General features: G+C 72.3%; 16 protein-coding genes. 10 read left to right on the top strand and 6 right to left on the bottom strand.

Annotated elements, in window-relative coordinates:
* The first annotated feature begins 36 nt into the window (after positions 1-36).
* Positions 37-1,083 (top strand): MaoC family dehydratase, encoded by a 1,047-nt coding sequence (locus BMX97_RS15265; RefSeq protein WP_091751673.1) that lies wholly within the window; start codon positions 37-39, stop codon positions 1,081-1,083.
* 165 nt (positions 1,084-1,248) lie between these two features.
* On the top strand, positions 1,249-2,535 hold the full coding sequence (locus BMX97_RS15260) for a methyl-accepting chemotaxis protein (protein ID WP_244538447.1): 1,287 nt from the start codon (positions 1,249-1,251) through the stop codon (positions 2,533-2,535).
* A 44-nt stretch (positions 2,536-2,579) separates the two neighbouring features.
* Here the strand turns inward: BMX97_RS15260 and mntR are convergent, their stop codons facing one another.
* Both mntR and BMX97_RS15250 read right to left on the bottom strand, forming a co-directional pair.
* Positions 2,580-3,038 carry a manganese-binding transcriptional regulator MntR gene (gene mntR / locus BMX97_RS15255; RefSeq protein WP_091751670.1) on the bottom strand — a complete coding sequence of 153 codons (459 nt, stop codon included), beginning with the start codon at positions 3,036-3,038 and terminating at the stop codon, positions 2,580-2,582.
* Between the two features lie 456 nt (positions 3,039-3,494).
* Positions 3,495-4,448, bottom strand: a complete 954-nt coding sequence (locus BMX97_RS15250; protein ID WP_091751668.1) for a LysR family transcriptional regulator — start codon at positions 4,446-4,448, stop codon at positions 3,495-3,497.
* 287 nt (positions 4,449-4,735) lie between these two features.
* On the opposite strand from BMX97_RS15250, the gene sdhC reads away from it, so the two are divergent.
* The 5 genes from sdhC (at position 4,736) to BMX97_RS15225 (ending at position 9,162) form a co-directional block, all read left to right on the top strand.
* A complete protein-coding gene (gene sdhC, locus BMX97_RS15245) occupies positions 4,736-5,155 on the top strand; it encodes a succinate dehydrogenase, cytochrome b556 subunit (protein WP_091751665.1) in 420 nt (139 codons plus the stop codon).
* A gap of 17 nt (positions 5,156-5,172) precedes the next feature.
* The gene (gene sdhD, locus BMX97_RS15240; RefSeq protein WP_091751662.1) at positions 5,173-5,574 is read left to right on the top strand and encodes a succinate dehydrogenase, hydrophobic membrane anchor protein; all 402 of its coding nucleotides are present in this window, start codon (positions 5,173-5,175) and stop codon (positions 5,572-5,574) included.
* A 37-nt stretch (positions 5,575-5,611) separates the two neighbouring features.
* Positions 5,612-7,438: a succinate dehydrogenase flavoprotein subunit gene (gene sdhA / locus BMX97_RS15235; RefSeq protein ID WP_091751659.1), complete on the top strand. Its 1,827-nt coding sequence runs from the start codon at positions 5,612-5,614 to the stop codon at positions 7,436-7,438.
* A gap of 151 nt (positions 7,439-7,589) precedes the next feature.
* On the top strand, positions 7,590-8,372 hold the full coding sequence (locus BMX97_RS15230; protein WP_091751656.1) for a succinate dehydrogenase iron-sulfur subunit: 783 nt from the start codon (positions 7,590-7,592) through the stop codon (positions 8,370-8,372).
* A gap of 172 nt (positions 8,373-8,544) precedes the next feature.
* Positions 8,545-9,162 (top strand): AprI/Inh family metalloprotease inhibitor, encoded by a 618-nt coding sequence (locus tag BMX97_RS15225; protein ID WP_091751652.1) that lies wholly within the window; start codon positions 8,545-8,547, stop codon positions 9,160-9,162.
* Position 9,163: 1 nt separating this feature from the next.
* On the opposite strand, the gene BMX97_RS15220 is transcribed toward BMX97_RS15225, so the two are convergent.
* The 3 genes from BMX97_RS15220 to BMX97_RS15210 form a co-directional block, all read right to left on the bottom strand.
* Entirely contained in the window at positions 9,164-10,555 is a 1,392-nt protein-coding gene (locus BMX97_RS15220) for a TAXI family TRAP transporter solute-binding subunit (RefSeq protein WP_091751649.1), read from the bottom strand.
* A 102-nt stretch (positions 10,556-10,657) separates the two neighbouring features.
* Positions 10,658-12,253: an outer membrane beta-barrel protein gene (locus BMX97_RS15215; protein WP_244538446.1), complete on the bottom strand. Its 1,596-nt coding sequence runs from the start codon at positions 12,251-12,253 to the stop codon at positions 10,658-10,660.
* Between the two features lie 120 nt (positions 12,254-12,373).
* A complete protein-coding gene (locus BMX97_RS15210) occupies positions 12,374-12,910 on the bottom strand; it encodes a GNAT family N-acetyltransferase (RefSeq protein WP_091751646.1) in 537 nt (178 codons plus the stop codon).
* Between the two features lie 72 nt (positions 12,911-12,982).
* On the opposite strand from BMX97_RS15210, the gene mutL reads away from it, so the two are divergent.
* Both mutL and aqpZ read left to right on the top strand, forming a co-directional pair.
* Positions 12,983-14,983: a DNA mismatch repair endonuclease MutL gene (gene mutL / locus BMX97_RS15205; protein WP_091752058.1), complete on the top strand. Its 2,001-nt coding sequence runs from the start codon at positions 12,983-12,985 to the stop codon at positions 14,981-14,983.
* Positions 14,984-15,169: 186 nt separating this feature from the next.
* Positions 15,170-15,904 carry an aquaporin Z gene (aqpZ, locus tag BMX97_RS15200; RefSeq protein ID WP_091751643.1) on the top strand — a complete coding sequence of 245 codons (735 nt, stop codon included), beginning with the start codon at positions 15,170-15,172 and terminating at the stop codon, positions 15,902-15,904.
* Positions 15,905-15,983: 79 nt separating this feature from the next.
* Here aqpZ and BMX97_RS15195 read toward each other — a convergent pair whose 3' ends face one another.
* Positions 15,984-17,288: a chloride channel protein gene (locus tag BMX97_RS15195; RefSeq protein WP_091751640.1), complete on the bottom strand. Its 1,305-nt coding sequence runs from the start codon at positions 17,286-17,288 to the stop codon at positions 15,984-15,986.
* A 121-nt stretch (positions 17,289-17,409) separates the two neighbouring features.
* Between BMX97_RS15195 and panE the strand changes: the two genes are divergently transcribed.
* Complete coding sequence (gene panE, locus BMX97_RS15190) at positions 17,410-18,348, top strand: 2-dehydropantoate 2-reductase (RefSeq protein WP_091751637.1); 939 nt, start codon at positions 17,410-17,412, stop codon at positions 18,346-18,348.
* Positions 18,349-18,354 lie beyond the last annotated feature (6 nt).

Here is an 18,354-nt window from a genome sequence, read left to right as displayed (position 1 = left end):
CGCGCGCCCGGCGGGCTCTTGCACGAGAGGGCGACGATGAAGACCAATCCGGGCCGTTTCTTCGAGGATTTCCGCCTCGGGGAGACCATCCGCCACGCCACGCCGCGCACCGTGACCACCGGCGACGTGGCGCTCTACACCGCGCTCTACGGCCCGCGCTTCGCGGTGCAGTCCTCGGATGCCTTCGCGTCGGCCTTCGGCTACGCCCGGGCTCCCCTCGACGACCTGCTGGTCTTCCACGTCGTGTTCGGCAAGACCGTGCCGGACATCTCGCTCAACGCGGTCGCCAATCTCGGCTATGCCGAGGGGCGCTTCCTGCGGCCGGTCTATCCGGGCGAGACCCTGAACACGGTCTCGGAGGTGATCGGCCTCAAGGAGAGCTCGAACCGCCAGACCGGCGTGGTCTACGTCCGGTCCACCGGCACCAACGCCGCCGGCGAGGCGGTGTTGAGCTATTGCCGCTGGGTGCTGGTGCGCAAGCGCGACCCGGAGGCGGTGATCGTTGCCGAGGCGGTGCCGACGCTGGCCAAGGCGGTGGCGCCCGAGGAACTGGCCGCCGCCCTGCCGCCCCTGAACGGGCAGGCCTACGATCTCGGCCTCGCCGGCAGCCCGCACCGCCTCGGCGACTACGCGGCGGGCGAGCGCATCGACCACGTCGACGGCATGACCGTCGAGGAGGCGGAGCACCAGATCGCCACCCGGTTGTTCCAGAACACCGCCAAGGTCCATTTCGACGGCTTCGCGGCCAAGGATACCCGCTTCGGCAAGCGGCTGATCTATGGCGGCCACGTCATCTCGCTCGCCCGGGCCCTCAGCTTCAACGGGCTCGGCAACGCCTTCTCGATCGCCGGCATCAATGCCGGCCGCCACGTCGCGCCGCTGTTTGCCGGCGACACGGTCTATGCCTGGAGCGAGGTCCTGGCGGTGGCGGAGCTTCCCGGGCGCGACGACATCGGGGCGCTGCGCCTGCGCACCGTCGCGACCAAGAACCAGCCCTGCGCCGCCCATCCGGACAAGGCGGGGGAGGGCTACGACCCGGCGGTGATCCTCGACCTCGATTACTGGGCGCTGATGCCGCGCTGAGGCAGTTTCCGCCGGCGCCGGCGAGGACGGCGCCCGCTCCCGCCGTCGGGCCGGCCGTTCTCGTCCGGAACGGTCGGGATGAGCAGGCAACGACATCGTGCCGTGACGTAACGCGTCGTTCATCGGTCGTCGGTAAGATCTGTCCAGGAACGATCGGACGACCCCATGCTGACGCGCTTTTCCCGCAAAGACGGATTTCTCGAACTTCTCGCGACGCGCGCCGGTGTGGGGCTCTGGGAGGTCATCCCGTTCAAGGGCGACCTGACCCATCCGAAGACCAAGGTGACCTGGACGCCGGAATTCCGGCGTGTCGTCGGCTACAAGACGATCGAGGATTACCCGGATACCCTGGAATCCTGGTCGAGCCGGATCTACTCTGAGGACGTCGAGCGGATCATGGGCGCCTTCGCGGCGGCGATCAAGGACGTCAAGAACCAGGGTGCCTACGACGTCCGCTACCGGATCGTGATGCCGGACGGGACGCCGCGCTGGTTCCGCGCCACGGGCGGCGCCGCCTACGACGCCAACGGCGTTCCGGTCCGGATCTGCGGCTCGCTCGTCGACATCGACGAGGAGACGACCATCAAGCTGCGCGACGAGGAGCGGGCCAGGCGCCTGGAGGAACTGGTCGCCGGCTTCACCCGGGATTCCTCGGCCCTGCTCGCCGCCCTATCGAACGCCGCCGCCGAGATGAACGGCGCGGCCTCCTCGATGGCCGGCACGGCGAGCCAGACCAGCGCCCGCTCGACGGAGGTCGCGGGGTCGGCCCAGCAGACGTCGAGCAACATCGGCACCGTCGCGGCGGCCTCCGAGGAGCTCGGCAGCTCGGTCAACGAGATCGGCCGCCAGGTCCAGGGCTCGGCGAGCCTCGCCGAGGCGGCGGTGGTCGAGGCGGATTCGACCGCGCGCCTGGTGCAGGAATTGAGCGGCGCGGTGAGCAAGATCGGCGACGTGGTGAGCCTGATCTCGTCGATCGCCGGGCAGACCAACCTCCTGGCGCTCAACGCCACCATCGAAGCGGCACGGGCCGGCGAGGCGGGCCGCGGCTTCGCGGTCGTCGCGGCCGAGGTCAAGGAACTCGCCAACCAGACCGCCAAGGCGACCGACGAGATCTCGGCGCAGATCTCCCGGATCCAGGATTCGACCGCCCAGGCGGTCTCGGCGATCGGCGGGTTCGGCGCGCGGATCCGCGAGATCAGCAGCGTCACGACCACCATCGCCGCCGCGGTCGAGGAGCAGAACGCCGCGACCCAGGAGATCGTCCGCAACGTCGCCCAGGCGGCGGCCGGTGCCGGCGACGTGATGGCCGGCACCGCCGGCGTGTCGGCCTCGGCCGCCGAGACCGGCGAGACCGCGACGCGGGTAATGAGCGCCTCGTCGCAGGTCTCGGAGCGCTCGCGCGAGCTGAACGCCCAGACGGAGGCCTTCCTGCGCAGCATGCGGGCGGCCTGACCGGGAGCGGAGACCGGTGCGCCCGCGGCACCGGTCCCGCACCGTCAGGCGTCGGTCCGGGCGGCGGTGAAGCGGCGGAACGCCTCCAGGGTCTCGCGGCTGACGTGGTGCTCGATGCCTTCCGCGTCGCAGCGCGCCACGTCCGGGCTGACGCCGAGCGCCAGCAGGAACGACTCGACGATGCGGTGGCGCTCCCGCGCCTCCGCGGCCAGCGCCCGGCCGGCCTCGGTGAGGAAGACCCCGCGATAGGGCCGCTGCTGCACCAGCCCGTCCTCGGCCAGGCGCTTGAGCATCTTGGCCACCGTCGGCTGGGCGACGCCGAGGCGGGCCGCGATGTCGACCTGGCGCGCCTCGCCGCCGTCGCCGATCAGGTCGGCGATCAGCTCGACGTAATCCTCGACCAGCTCGAGCCGGCGCGCCTCGCGCACCTGCCGGAAGCCGGCGGAATGCGCCTCGGCATCGACCAGGGCGGCGGGCTCGTGCGGGCGGTCGGTGTCCTGCATGGGGTGGGGTCGTCCGCCTCGTTGGCTGCCTCGGGGTGACGCAGTCTTACCCGAGGACGGGCCGGGTGTGCAGGGCCCGGACTCCACGATCCCCCGCGGCGGGCGCGCGCCCTGAGCGGACTTGCGTAGGCAGGCCACACGGTACCCGACACTGGGAATGTGTAGGCCGTCCGAGGGCGTTCCGAGAAGGCTCGCCCCCTTTCCCGGACGACTGGAGCGTCAGCGGAAGGAGATCCGGGATCCAGCCGAGAACGTGCCGCGAAGCGGCTCTGCTTGGTGCACCGTTGCAGACGCACGGACGCTTCGCGGCTTGTTTTGCTGGATCCCGGATCTCCTTCCGCTTCGCTGCAGTCGTGCAGGCCCGTACCGGGCCCGGAAAGGGGTTGGCCGACGATGAGCCGGGGAGCCCGGCAGGGCCAGTATCGTGTACCGTGGGCAGGCCAACGCCCCGCCCGCTCAGGCCCTTGTTTCGTCACAGATTTTCGGCGCCGAACCGGCAACCACGTCGGCGAGATCGGCTGAGGCCCCCGGCAACCGCAGATCGGCGACGAAGTCCTGCGCGAACGGGGGGAGGGCGGCGAGGTCCCGCACGCAGATCGTGAGGTCGCGCACCGCCCAGGGGTCGTCGAGGGCGACCGGGGCGATCGCCATGGTGCGGGCGGCCCGGCGCGCGGTCGTCTCCGGCACGATGCCGAGGCCGACGCCGCACTCGACCAGGCGGCAGACCGCGTCGAAGCCGCGCAGCTGCACCCGCAGGCGCAGGGGCTGGCCGCTGCGCCCGGCCTTGGCGGCGAGGAAGCGGGTGAGCGCGCTCGCCCGGTCGAGCCCGACGAGGTCGTGGCCCAGCACCTCCGCGAAGGGCACGGACGGCCGCGCCGCCAGCGGGTGGCCCGCCGCCACCACCAGGACGAAGCGGTCGCGGCGGAACGGGTAGGTCTCAAGGCTGCCGGTCTCGACCGTGCCGGCGACGAGGCCGAGATCCGCCGCGCCTTCCGCCACGAGCCCGACGATCTCGTCCGACAATCGCTCCTCGATGTCGACGCTCACCCCGGGATGCCGGGCGAGGTAGGCCGACAGCACCTCGGGCAGGAATTCGGTCAGCGCGTTGGTGTTCGACAGGACGCGGATCTGTCCCGCCGCCCCGCCCGCGAAGGCAGCGAGGTCGCCCTGCAGGCGCTCGACGTTGCCGAGGATCTGGCGGGCATGGGCCAGCAGCGTGCGCCCGGCCGGGGTCGGGGTGACGCCGAGGCGTGCCCGGACAAGGAGGGATGCGCCGAGCGAGGCCTCCATTGTGCGGATGCGGTGGCTCGCCGCGGCGAGCGCCAGGTTCGCCCGGTTGGCCCCATGGGTGATCGAGCCCGCCTCGACGACGTGGCGAAACAGGCTGAGATCGACGAGATCGAAATGCATGGCCGCATCTCCCCTGGGGCGTCCGGCGGCCTCGGACCCGGCCGATCGTTTCGCCGGCCACGAAGGTAGAGCGCTCAGGCCCACGATGACCAGAGCCGCTTCCAGCCTTCGCGATCCGCGAAGGCTGGGTCAACGAGAATCGCATTGCGAACTGGACGCATTCCAGAGAGACAGGTCGCGGCTTGTGTCACGCGTGTGGACCGGCGGCCACGTTGCGCTCGCGCGGCGGAGCCGATAGGTGACCCAGTTTAGAGCCGGTACAGACCAGGAATCTTTCGAGGATCACGATGGCGGACACCGCAAGGCCCACCAACCCCGCCGGCAGACCGGTCGTGCGACCGCTCTCGCCCCACCTCCAGATCTACCGCTGGACCTGGACCATGGCGATGTCGGTGGCCCACCGCATCACCGGCGTCGCGCTCTACGGCGGCACGGCTCTGCTGGCCCTCTGGCTGGTCGCGCTCGCCGCGGGTCCCGGCGCCTACGGCCCGGTGGCGTGGTTCTTCGGCTCGATCCTCGGGCGGCTGATCCTGTTCGTCTACACCTGGATCCTGATGCACCACATGCTCGGCGGCATCCGCCACCTGGTCTGGGATTTCGGCCACGGCATGGAGCCCGGCACCCGCATCGCGATGGCGCGCCTCACCCTGGTGGGCTCGACCGCGCTGACGCTGGTGATCTGGTTCGTCGCCCTGCTGGCCCGCTGAAGAGGACGACCGACACCATGGCCGAACCCCGTCCCTCGATCCGCACCGCCCGCGCCCGCATCAGCGGCTTGGGGCCTGCGCATCACGGCACGCGCGAGTGGTGGATGCACCGCGTCACCGCGGTCTCCAACGTGCCCCTCGTCCTCGCCTTCGTGGTGATCGTCGCCCTGATGGCCGGCCGGCCCTACCCGGAGGCGGTCGCCCTGGTGTCGCACCCGCTGGTGGCGATCCTGCTCATCCTTGGCGTGCTCTCGGTCACCAACCACATGCGGATGGGCCTGCAGATCGTCATCGAGGACTACGTCCACGACAAGGGCCTGCGCGTCGCCGCGGTCATCGCCAACAACTTCTACTGCGTCGTCGTCGCGGTCGCCTGCCTCTACGCCATCGTGCGCGTGAGCCTGCGAGCCTTCGCCTAACGACAGACTGCGCAACGCCAGAACGGGAACCTCGCCCATGGCCTCCACCGCTTCCGCCGCGCCGGCCCAGAACGGCAAGGCGTACACCATCATCGACCACACCTTCGACGTCGTGATCGTCGGCGCCGGCGGCGCGGGCCTGCGCGCCACCGTCGGCTGCTCGCAGGCGGGCCTGCGCACCGCCTGCATCACCAAGGTGTTCCCGACCCGCTCGCACACCGTGGCGGCGCAGGGCGGCATCTCGGCCTCGCTCGGCAACATGGGCCCGGACGACTGGCGCTGGCACATGTACGACACCGTGAAGGGGTCGGACTGGCTCGGCGACCAGGACGCGATCGAGTACCTGGTGCGCAACGCGCCGGCGGCGGTCTACGAGCTCGAGCACTGGGGCGTGCCGTTCTCGCGCACCGCCGAGGGCAAGATCTACCAGCGCCCGTTCGGCGGCATGACCACCGATTACGGCAAGGGCACCGCCCAGCGCACCTGCGCGGCGGCCGACCGCACCGGCCACGCCATGCTGCACACCCTCTACGGCCAGGCCGTGAAGGCGCAGACCAACTTCTTCATCGAGTATTTCGCCCTCGACCTGATCATGGACGAGGACGGCCGCTGCCGCGGCGTCATCGCCATCGACCAGGCGACCGGCGAGATCCACCGCTTCCGCGCCGCCACGACGGTGCTGGCCACCGGCGGCTACGGCCGGGCCTACTTCTCGGCGACCTCGGCCCATACCTGCACCGGCGACGGCAACGCCATGGTGCTGCGCGCGGGCCTCGCGCTCGAGGACATGGAGTTCGTCCAGTTCCACCCGACCGGCATCTACGGCGCCGGCTGCCTCATCACCGAGGGCTCGCGCGGCGAGGGCGGCTACCTGACGAATTCCGAGGGTGAGCGCTTCATGGAGCGCTACGCCCCCTCGGCCAAGGACCTCGCCTCGCGCGACGTGGTCTCGCGCTCCATGACCATGGAGATCCGCGCCGGCCGCGGCGTCGGCAAGGGCAAGGACCACATCTTCCTCCACCTCGACCACCTCGACCCGAAGATCCTGCACGAGCGCCTGCCCGGCATCTCGGAGAGCGCGAAGATCTTCGCCGGCGTCGACGTGACCAAGGAGCCGATCCCGGTCATCCCGACCGTCCACTACAACATGGGCGGAATCCCGACGAACTATCACGGCGAGGTGCTGACGCTGAAGAACGGCAACCCGGACCACGTCGTGCCGGGCCTGATGGCGATCGGCGAGGCGGCCTGCGTGTCGGTCCATGGCGCCAACCGCCTGGGCTCGAACTCGCTCATCGACCTCGTGGTGTTCGGCCGCGCCGCGGGCCTGCGCTGCGCCGACACGGTGGAGAAGGGCGGCCGCCTGCCGGAACTGCCGAAGGACTCCGCCGACAAGGCGCTCTCGCGCCTCGACCGCTTCCGCTACGCCAACGGCGGCACGCCGACGGCGGAGCTGCGCCTCGAGATGCAGAAGACGATGCAGAACAACTGCGCCGTGTTCCGCACCGGCGAGGTGCTGGAGGAGGGCAGGGGCCTGATCAACAAGGTCTGGGCCGGCACCGACGACGTGAAGATCACCGACCGCTCGCTGGTGTGGAACACCGACCTCCTGGAGACCCTGGAGTTCGACAACCTGATCGGCCAGGCCGTCGTTACCATGGAATCGGCCGCCAACCGGACCGAGTCGCGCGGCGCACATGCCCGCGAGGACTTTCCGGATCGCGACGACAAGCAGTGGATGAAGCACACGCTCGCCTGGCTCGACCCCGACGCCCGCAAGGTCGCGATCGATTACCGGCCGGTCCACACCTACACGATGTCGAACGACATCGCGTATATCGAGCCGAAGGCCCGTGTGTACTGATGATGACGACCGGCCGGCCCCGTGCAGCGGGCCGTCCGGTCGCGCCGCACTCGGCGGTCCCTCCGCCCGCATCTTCCGCAATCCGGCCGTCGCGGGCGGGCCCATCCGCCTTCGCTCCCTCGGGTTGACCGCACCGATCAGGCATAGACAGATGGCCCAGTTCAATCTCCCCAAAGGCTCCCAGTACACCGAGGGCAAGACCTGGCCGAAGCCGGCCGGTGCCAAGAACGTCCAGGAGTTCCGGATCTACCGCTGGAACCAGGACGACGGCGCCAATCCGCGGATCGACACCTACTACGTCGATCGCGACGATTGCGGCCCGATGGTCCTCGACGCCCTGCTCTGGATCAAGAACAAGATCGATCCGACCCTGACCTTCCGGCGCTCATGCCGCGAGGGCATCTGCGGCTCCTGCGCCATGAACATCATGGGGCAGAACACGCTCGCCTGCACGCTCGGCATCGACGACTGCAAGTCGAGTCAGGTCAAGATCTACCCCCTGCCGCACATGCCGGTGCTGAAGGACCTGGTCCCCGACCTGACCTCGTTCTTCGCCCAGCACGCCGCGATCGAGCCGTGGCTGCAGACCGAGTCGCCCTCGCCCGAGAAGGAGTGGCAGCAGACCCCCGAGGACCGCGCGCGGCTCGACGGGCTCTACGAGTGCATCCTGTGCGCCTGCTGCACCACCTCGTGCCCGAGCTACTGGTGGAACGGTGACCGCTTCCTCGGTCCGGCGGCCCTGCTCCAGGCCTATCGCTGGCTGATCGACAGCCGCGACGAGCATACCGGCGAGCGCCTCGACAGCCTGCACGACCCGTTCCGGCTCTACCGCTGCCACACCATCATGAACTGCGCCAACACCTGCCCGAAGGGCCTGAACCCGGCGAAGGCGATCGCCGAGATCAAGAAGATGATGGTGGCCCGCGAGGTCTGATCCTCCCGCGCGAACGCATCGGTGCGGCCGACTGGGTCCTGTCGGCCACACCCCCTCGAAAAGGCGCCTTCGGGCGCCTTTGTCGTTGGGGAAAGACCTGTGCCCGCCTTTGCGGGATCGTATTTGCCGGGGACCAACGACCTCGACACTAGGCCCCCTGCAGGACCCTTCGATGCCGCGTCAGATCCTCTGCACCGTCGCCGCCCTGGCGCTCGCCGCCAGCGCCGGCGCCTGCTCCTCGTCGCGCTTCGATACCGCGGCCTTGAGCGCTCCGGTCCGGCCGGCCCCGCGGATCGCCCGGCCGCTGCCGCCCGAGGAGCCGGATCTCGGCCCCGGCCTGTCCTCCGGCCCGGTCACCTCGGCGCCGCTCGCCCCGCCGCCGGGCGCAGCCGGGGCCCCGGTCGTCGCCAACCCGTCCGGCCCGATCATGGCGGAGCCCGCCCCGCCGCCGCCGGTGCAGCAGCAGGCCGCGATCGCGCCGCCGCCCGCCCCCCCGGTGGTGTCCACGGGCGGCCGCTCGGCGGTGGTCGGCGGCTGGACCGCCAAGGACGCCACCGGCGCGAGCTGCAAGGTGAACCTCGCCAGCACCCCGGCGCTCGACCTCTACAAGGCCTCGTCCGCGGGCTGCGCCAACAAGGACCTCGCCAAGGTCACCGCCTGGGACTTTCGCGACGGCGAGGTCTACCTCTACCAGCCCGGCGGCACGGTCGCGGCGCGGCTGCGCCCGGCGGGCGGCGCCATGGACGGCGCCCTGTCGAAGTCCGGCGCGCCGCTGGCGATGGTGCGGTAGGTCATTCGGCGGCGCTGAGCCGGAAGGCCTGACGGCGGGGCTCCGCGTCGCCCCCCGTCGCGTTCCCGGTCATCCGGCGGCAATCGGCGATGGTCGAGCGCGCGGTCTCGATGGCGATCATCACCGCCGCCATGGTGCGGGTGTCGGTCTCGCGCTCGCGGGTGTAGCGCACCACGTCGGCGGCGAGCGCGTCGACCTCGCCCGTGAGGGCGTCGAGGCCGGCGGCGTCGGCCCCTCTGGCCTCGGCCAGGATCTCGAGCAGGCGGTCCATCACCACGTCGATGCGCTCGCGCCGCAGGCGTCGCAGGCGCTGTCGCAGCCAGGCCAGCGCCGAGCCGAAGCCGCCGCCGAGCACCGCCAGCAGGTAGACCCAGTCGCCGTAGCGCTCGATGAAGCCCTGCTGCTCGCGCTCGAAATAGTCGATGGCGCCGGGATGGATCGGCAGCCGCGCGCTCGTCGCCTCGGCGGTCGTCTCGTAGGCCGGCGCCGCCACGTAATCGGCCGCCGGCGTCGCGTCGGAGAGGCGCGAGCGCAGCTCGAACAGGTGCTGGGTGACGTCCGCCGCCACGGTGCGGCTCATCGAGGCCTTGGCCATCAGCCGGTAGGACGCGCCGACGGTCTTCACCTCCTCCTCGGGCACCTTCGGGCTGCCGCCGAACAGGCCGGCCGGCACGGTGACCGCCTGGAGCCGGGGCAGCCGCTCGATGATCGCCGGCCCATCCTCGACGCCGACGAAATCGACCTTGCGGGTCCGGCTCGCCGCCTGGACGGTACCGACGAGGCGCAAGGCCATCGGGGCGGCCGGCGCGATCACCGCCACCACCGCGTCGATGCGCTTGGCGGCGAAGGCCCCGGCGAGATCTTCCTCCGCCAGCGGCACCAGCCGCACCTGCCCGGTCGGAATCGGGCCCGTCCCGCCCTCCTGCAGGGCGAGGCCGTAATAGCCCATCAGGTTCTTGAGCAGCCACAGGTCGGCGTCACGATGGGCGACGATGCCGAGGCGCTTGCGGGCGAGGCCCGGGAAGCTCGTGATGCCGGACGGCGCCGGCGAGGCGATCAGCATCGCCTGGTCGCGCAGGATCGCCAGCGTCAGGCCGTTCGCCGGCAGGTCGACGTCGGGCCGCACCACCGCGAGGTCGGCACGCCCCTGCTCCAGCGCCTTGGCGCTCTCGCGCACGTCGTCGAAGGGCAGGATCTTGAGGCGCACGCCCTTCTGGGCGGTCTTCAGCGCCTCCGCGTAGGCGCGGATCAGGGCCGGCTCGGTCCCGTCCCGGGGCGCCACCGCGATGGTCAGCGTCGTCGCCTGGAGGAGGTAGAGCGCGATCGCCGCGGCCGCGGTCAGCACCAGGCTGGTGACCAGGAAGATCCGCTCGGGCCGGAACGCCGTCGTCATCGCGTGGATCCACCCTCCCTCGGGACCGGTGCCTCGATCCGATGAAACCGGGGGAGGCGGGTGAGGGTTGCGCGGCGCCCGTGTCGCAGGGCGAGCCCGCGGCTACGGGTTGACCCGCACCCCCACCAGATACGTGTCCGAGTGGTAGCTCGACCCCACCGCGGTGCTCTTCAGCAACTCGCGGGCGTAGCTCGCCCGGATGCCGAGCCAGCGGTTGACGCGGTAGTCGAGCTTGACGCCGGCGCTGTAGCCCTGCTCGCGGATGCTGGTGCCCTGGTAGTCGTTGTTGATCAGCGTGCCGGTGAGGGTCAGGCGCAGGTTGCGGCGCAGGTCGTGGCTGATCTCGGCGACGGCGGTGCGGGTGAGGATGCCGCTCGCCCCCGGCACGATGGTCTCGATCACCCCGGTCGAGGCGCCGAGCCGCAGCGAGGTGAGGGCGGTGGCCGCCCAGGTCATCGTGCCGTCGATCACCGGGCCGGAGACGTCGCGCAGGCGGCTGTCGGCGTAGTGGCGCGACAGGTAGCCGCCCGAGACCTCGCCGGTGAGGAGCCGGCTGACCTCGAAGCTGGAGCCGGCCCGCACCGTCACGCCGTCCGAGTCGCGGCGCAGGCCGAACTGGTCGACGGCGAAGTCGTGGATCCGGGTATCGACCAGGGTGTCGACGAAGGGGGTGAAGCCGGGGCGGATCTCGTAGCCGGTGCGCAGGCGCAGGCCGTACTGGTTGGCGTTGCGGTCGTCCTGGCGCAGCAGCGTGCCGTCGGTGAGCTGGGCGTTCTCGTAGGTCTGGCGGTCGACGAGGCCCGCCACCGTGACCTGCAGCCGGTTGAAGTTCTGCGTCACCCCGACGGTGCCGCCGTAAGTCGCGACGAGGGGCCGGTCGCGGACCTGGACGGCGAGGTCGGGGCTGCCGGCGCGCTGGGTCGAGATGGCGTAGCGGCCCTCGACGTCGACCTTGGTGTCGCGGGCGACGTCGAGGCGCAGGCGCATCGCGCCGTCGCCGTCCGGCCGGTTGGCGGCGCGGTTGTCCGGGTACAGGAAGTAGCCGAAGCGCATCGCGCCGGTGAGCTCGTGGGACGACCAGTCGCTCGCGACGCGCAGCTCGCCCTGGGTGAGCAGGGCCATCGAGCCGCGGCGGTAGATCGAGCGGTCGGGGTTGGAATCGTAGCCGACGCTCTGCTGCAGCGCCGGGAACAGGGTCAGCCCGCCGAGCCGGATGCCGAGCGGGCCGTAGGGATCGAGGGGATCGATCGTGCGGCGGCGCAGGAGCGGCGTCGCGGTGGCGAGGTCCGGCAGGCCCGAGACCGGCACCTGGACGGTGGGGCGCAGGCGCAGGTCGTCGGCGACGCCCTGCTGGGTTGCCTGGCGGGTGATTGCCGTGGTGGGCGGGCGGCTGCGCCGCTGCGGCGGCGTGCGCGGCCGGGCCCCGAACCGGGACGCGCCCGGGCGCGCGGGGGTCCGTGACAGCCCCTGCGGAGTCGGGCCGGTCCGCAGCGCGAAGGTGGCGGGATCCTGCCCGCCCGGAAGCGGGCCGGCGAGCGCGGGGTCGGTCGCCGGCGAGGCGGCGCCCTGGGCCGCGGCGGGCCCGGCCGCCGCGAGCAGCGTGGATGCCACGCCGAGCGTGGCCGAGAGGGCGGCGGCCCGCGCCCGGGCCGGGAGGCCGGGACCGGCCCGTCCGGGTGTTCGCCGCTCGTCCGCCACGGGCCTGCCGCTCCGCTCCGCCGGGATCCGCCGGAGCCGGCGGACCATCATGGTTAAGAGCCCTACAACGGACAGGGTTAAGCGCCGGTAACCGAACGGCCCAATGGTCAGGCGTCAGTGTCAGGCGTCGGGCGGCATCCCGTCGCCGGGGCCGAGGGCGCGCTGCATCAGCACGGTGTCGAGCCAGGTGCCGTGCTTCCAGCCGACCGACGTCAGCACCCCGACATGCCGGAAGCCGAGGGCGGCGTGCAGGCCGATCGAGGCGGCGTTGTGCGAATCCCCGATCACCGCCACCATCTGGCGAAAGCCGGCCCCTTCGGCCTCGGCGATCAGGCGCGCCATCAGGCGCCGGCCGAGGCCGCGCCCGGCCTGGTCCGGCCGGACGTAGACCGAGCTCTCGAGCGTGCCGCGATAGGCCGGCCGGGGCCGGTAGGGCCCCGCATACGCGTAGGCGGCGACCGCGCCCGCCCGCTCGGCGACGAGATAGGGGTGGCCGCTTCCGACGAGCGCCGCCCGGCGCCGGGCCATCTCGGCCTCGTCGGGCGGGTCGATCTCGAACGAGGCCCGGCCGGTCGCGACCGCGTGGGCGTAGATCGCCGTCACCGCGGGCACGTCGTCCTCCCGGCACGGCCGCAGGATCACGTCGTCGTCCTCCATCGCCTCGTTCCTCCGGTGGACCGCGCCGGCCGGTCCCTTCTGGCGCGGCCGCGCGCTCCTTATATTCCGGGCATGAGCGATTCACCCCTCGGGCGCCCGCAGGTCCGCCGCCTCGACCCGGTGCTGGTCGACCGCATCGCCGCCGGCGAGGTGGTCGAGCGGCCGGCCTCGGCGGTCAAGGAGCTGGTCGAGAATGCGATCGATGCCGGCGCTTCCAGCATCGCGGTGACGATCGCCGCCGGCGGCCGGCGGCTGATCCGGGTCGTCGACGACGGCGGCGGCATGGGGCCGGGCGACCTGGCGCTGGCGGTGGAGCGCCACGCCACCTCGAAGCTGCCCGACGGCGACCTCGAGCGCATCGAGACCCTGGGCTTTCGCGGCGAGGCGCTGCCCTCGATCGGCGCGGTGGCCCGCCTCGCCATCACCTCGCGGGTACCGGGTGCCGAGAGCGGCCATTCGATCGTCGTCGATGCCGGCCACAAGGGGCCGGTGCGCCCGGCGGCCGGCCAGCCCGGGACGCGGATCGAGGTGACCGACCTCTTCGCCGCCACCCCGGCGCGGCTGAAATTCCTGAAATCCGACCGGGCGGAGGCGACGGCGGTGGGCGAGATCCTGCGCCGCCTCGCGGTCGCCCACCCGCAGATCCGCTTCTCGCTGGGCAGCGAGGGCTCGACGACCGCCGCCCTGGTGCTGCCGGCCGAAGCCGGGCCCGGCTCGTGGCTGCGCCGGCTCGTCGCGGTGCTCGGGCCCGACTTCGGCGCCAACTCGGCGCCGCTCAGCCTGGAGCGAGAAGCCTTCGCCCTCGACGGCCATGTCGGCCTGCCGACCTTCCACCGGGCGGCCGCCACCCATGTCCATTTCGTCGTCAACGGCCGGCCGGTGCGCGACCGGCTGCTGCTGTCGGCGGTGCGCGGCGCCTATGCCGACGTGATGGCCTCCGACCGCCACCCGGTGCTGGCACTGGCGCTGACCTGCGATCCGGCGCTCGTCGACGTCAACGTCCATCCGGCCAAGACCGAGGTGCGCTTCCGCGATCCCGGCCTCGTGCGCGGGCTGATCGTCAGCGCGATCCACGAGGCCCTGCGCCGCGAGGGCGGGCGCAGCTCCGGTACGGTCGCGGCCCGCACCCTGGAGAGCCTGCGGCCGGCGCAAACGCCGTTGCCGGCTCAAGGGGCGGTGCCGGCCTCGTCGGCGTCGCGCGCGCCCGCGAGCCTGTTCGCGCGGCGCGACGAGACCGCGCCGGCGCGGCCGGCGGGCTCGGGCCGGACCGAGGATTTCGCGCGCGATTTCGGAGCGACGCCCTGGGAGACGCCAAGGGAGGCGCCAGGCGATACGCCATGGGAGGCGCGCGAGCCCGACCAGGCCGCCTACGAGGGACCGCCCAAGGCGGGCGGCTTTCGCGAGGCGGCCCAGGCGCAGTTCTCCGGCGACCTCGCCGCCCCGAGCGCCGACCTGCGGGCGCCCGCCGAGGCACCCGCGACCGCGGTGGAGACCGCCCACCCCTTGGGCGCGGCGCGCGCGCAGCTGCACGAGACCTACATCGTCGCCCAGACCCGGGACGGGATCGTCATCGTCGACCAGCACGCCGCCCACGAGCGGCTGGTCTACGAGCGGCTGAAGCGCGAGCGGGAAGGCGGCGGCATCGCCCGCCAGATCCTGCTGATCCCCGACGTGGTCGAGCTCGACCCGGCGGAGGCCGACCGGCTCGCCGACGCGGCCGACGCCCTGCAGGATCTCGGTCTCGTCCTCGAAGCCTTCGGCCACGGCGCGGTGCTGGTGCGCGAGGTGCCGGCCGCACTCGCCGGCGGGTCCCTGCGGGCGCTGCTGACCGACGTGGTCGACGCGCTCACCGAGGGCGGGGCCGACCCGCTCGCCCGCCGCCTCGACGCGGTCCTGTCGCGGATGAGCTGCCACGGCTCGATCCGGGCCGGGCGCCGCCTCCGCCCGGAGGAGATGAACGCACTGTTGCGCGAGATGGAGGCGACGCCGTTCTCCGGCCAGTGCAACCACGGCCGCCCGACCTATGTCGAGCTGAAGCTGTCGGACGTGGAACGTCTGTTCGGCCGGCGCTGAGAGCCGGACTTCGCAAGTCCAGCGCCTTACGGTCACCTGACGGTCAAACGGAAGACCCCGCCACGCACCCGGTTACGCTCGGCGTGTCGGGAGCGCGGGCGGGCGACGGAACTCCGCCCCCGTCCCGGTTCCGCCCCGACGGGCGGCCGGGACGGCAACGACGCTCCGCTTCAGGAGACGCCGTCCATGGACATCCGCAAATGCGCCGCCGAGGCGATCGGCACCTTCTGGCTCACCTTCGCCGGCTGCGGCAGCGCCGTGATCGCCGCCGGGGTGCCCCAGGTCGGAATCGGGCTCCTCGGGGTCTCCCTGGCCTTCGGGCTGACGGTGGTCACCATGGCGTACGCCATCGGCCACATCTCCGGCTGCCACCTCAACCCGGCGGTGACGATCGGGCTGGCGGCGGGACGGCGCTTCCCCGGCCGGGACATCGGCCCCTACATCGCCGCGCAGGTGCTCGGCAGCGTCGCGGCCGCGGGCCTGCTCCTCGCGATCGCCGGCGGGGCGCCGGGCTTCGACCTCGCCAAGGGTTTCGCCGCCAACGGCTACGGCGACCACTCGCCCGGGCAGTATTCCCTGGTGGCGTGCTTCCTCGCCGAGGTGGTGCTGACGCTGGTGTTCCTGTTCGTGATCATGGGCGCCACCCACGGCAAGGCGCCGGCCGGCTTCGCGCCGCTGGCCATCGGGCTCTGCCTGACCCTGATCCACCTCGTCGGCATCCCGATCACCAACCTCTCGGTCAACCCGGCCCGCAGCACCGGGCCGGCCCTGGTCGCCGGCGGCTGGGCGCTCGGCCAGCTCTGGCTGTTCTGGGTGGCGCCGATCATCGGCGGGGCCCTCGGCGGCATCCTGTACCGCTGGCTGAGCGAGGAGCCCTCCGCGCAGGTCACCGGCCTGCCGACCGCCACCGCCACGTCCTGACGCCATGTCCTCCTGACGCTACGTCCTCCTGACGCCATGTCCTGACGCCACGGTCACGGCCGGCGCGGCCGGGGCCCCCTCATGCCGGGCCGTTCACCTGCGGCGCGTGGGCCGGGCGCCCGGTGAGGCGCTCGACCATCGGCTCGGCGAGCGCGTGGTAGAGCCCTTCGGGGCAGACGAGCTTCGAGGTTGCGTCGGCGACGAGGGCGGCGACCATCAGGGGGATCACAAGGGCGTGGTTCTCGGTCATCTCCGAGACGATCACGAACGAGGTGATCGGCGCCTGGAGCACGCCGGTGAGGTAGGCCACCATGCCGACCAGCACCACGGCGCCGACCGGCACGCCCTGGAACAGTCCGGCGACCTCGGCGCCCAGGCCCGCCCCGACCGCCAGCGAGGGCGCGAACAGCCCGCCCGGGATGCCGCTGATCGACGACAGCGTGGTGGCGACGAACTTCACCGGGCCGAACCACGCATGGGTCTCGGCGGTGCCGTGCAGGAGCGCCTTCGCCTGCTCGTAGCCGGTGCCGTAGATGTGCCCGTCGGTCGCGAGCCCGCACAGCGCGACGCCGAGGCCGCACAGCGCCGCGAAGATCACCGGCCGGTTCGCGACGAAGCGCCCGGCCATCCCCGGCAGGCCGCGGGAGACCGCGATGACGATGCGGCTGAACAGCCCGCCGAACAGGCCGCCGAGCACGCCGCAGATCGGCACCACCGCCCAGGCCCGCCCGAGCGGCAGGGTGTCGCCGGTGGTGCCGAAATAGGTGTAGTTGCCCACGAGCGCGAGCGAGGTCAGGCCCGCCGCGATGATCGCCCCGAGGATCAGGCTCGAGGTCTTGGCCTCGTAGGAGCGGCTGAGCTCCTCGATGCCAAACACGATGCCGGCGAGCGGCGTGTTGAAGGCCGCAGCCACCCCGGCGGCGCCCCCGGCGAGCAGAAGGCCGCGCTGGCGCTCCGGCGCGAACCGTCCGGCCGCCGCCATCAGGGCCGCGCCGACCTGCACCGTCGGCCCCTCGCGCCCGGTCGAGGCGCCGCACAGGAGACCGATGCTCATCACCACGATCTTGCCGGCGGCGACCCGCAGCGAGATCAGGCGGTGGCGCAACGAAGGCTCCGCGATGTCGCGCGCGGCGATGACCTGCGGGATGCCACTGCCCTGCGAGTTCGGAAAGACCGTGCGGGCGAGGAGGGCCGCGAGCCCGAAGCCGAAGGGCGTGAGCACCAGCGCGATCAGCGGGGAGAGTCCCAATACCGCCCGGAAGCCCGCCTGCGCGGCATCCGCGAGCGTCGCCATCAGCACCGCCGCGCCGCCGACCGCGATGCCGCCGACCACGAACAGGCCGCGACGGGCCCACAACCCGGCGAGATCCCGCGCCCCGGGCATCCGCCCCCTCAAACCCCGCACCGTCGCATCCCCGCGAAGACAGCCTGACCGACGGGCACCTTGGACGAAGCCGCCGGGAATGCGAAGCTTCTCTGAAGCAGGACGGGCAGGAGGAGACCGCATGCGGGTGCTGGTGGTGGGCGCCGGAGCGACCGGCGGATATTTCGGTGCCCGGCTCGCCGCGGCGGGGCGCGACGTGACCTTTCTGGTCCGCCCGGCCCGGGCGGCGCGGCTGGGGCAGAGCGGCCTGTCGGTCAGGAGCCCGCTCGGGGATTTCCGGATCGAGGCGCCCAAGACCGTGACGGCGGGCGCGATTCCCGCACCGTTCGATCTCGTGCTCCTGAGTTGCAAGGCCTACGACCTCGCGGGCGCCCTCGACGACGTCGCCCCGGCGGTCGGACCGGACACGATGGTGCTGCCGATCCTCAACGGGATGGCGCATCTCGACGCCCTCGACGCGCGCTTCGGGGCCGAGCGGATCCTCGGCGGCTCCTGCGCCATCGCGGCGACGCTCTCGGCGGAGGGCGACATCGTGCAGATAAGCGAGTTGCACGCGCTCACCTTCGGCGAGCGGGGCGGGGCCCCTTCCGAGTGCACGGGCCGGGTCGCGTCCCTGATGGAGGGGGCAGGCTTCGCGGCGCGGCCGAGCGACCGGATCCTGCTCGAGATGTGGGAGAAGTGGGTCTTCCTCGCGACGCTCGCCGGGGGCACCTGCCTGATGCGGGCCCCCGTCGGCGACATCGTGGCCGCCCCGGGCGGACGCGACTGGATGCTCGGCCTGTTCGAGGAATGCCGCACCATCGCGGAGGCGGCCGGCCATGCGCCGCGGGAGAAGTTCCTGGAGGGCAGCCGCAAGACCCTGACGGCGCCGGGCTCGGCCTTCACCGCCTCGATGCTGCGCGACATCGAGAAGGGCGCCCGGATCGAGGCCGACCACATCGTCGGCGACCTCCTCGCCCGCGGCCGCGCGGCCGACCCCAAGGGCGCCCGGCCGCACCTCGCGGCGGCCTACACCCACCTGAAGGCCTACGAGAGCCGGCGGGCGCGGGAGCGGGGCTGAGCGACC

Source organism: Methylobacterium sp. ap11 (genome assembly GCF_900110515.1).
GTDB classification, from domain to species: Bacteria; Pseudomonadota; Alphaproteobacteria; order Rhizobiales; family Beijerinckiaceae; genus Methylobacterium; species Methylobacterium ajmalii.
This window is presented reverse-complemented; position numbering and strand designations above follow the sequence as displayed.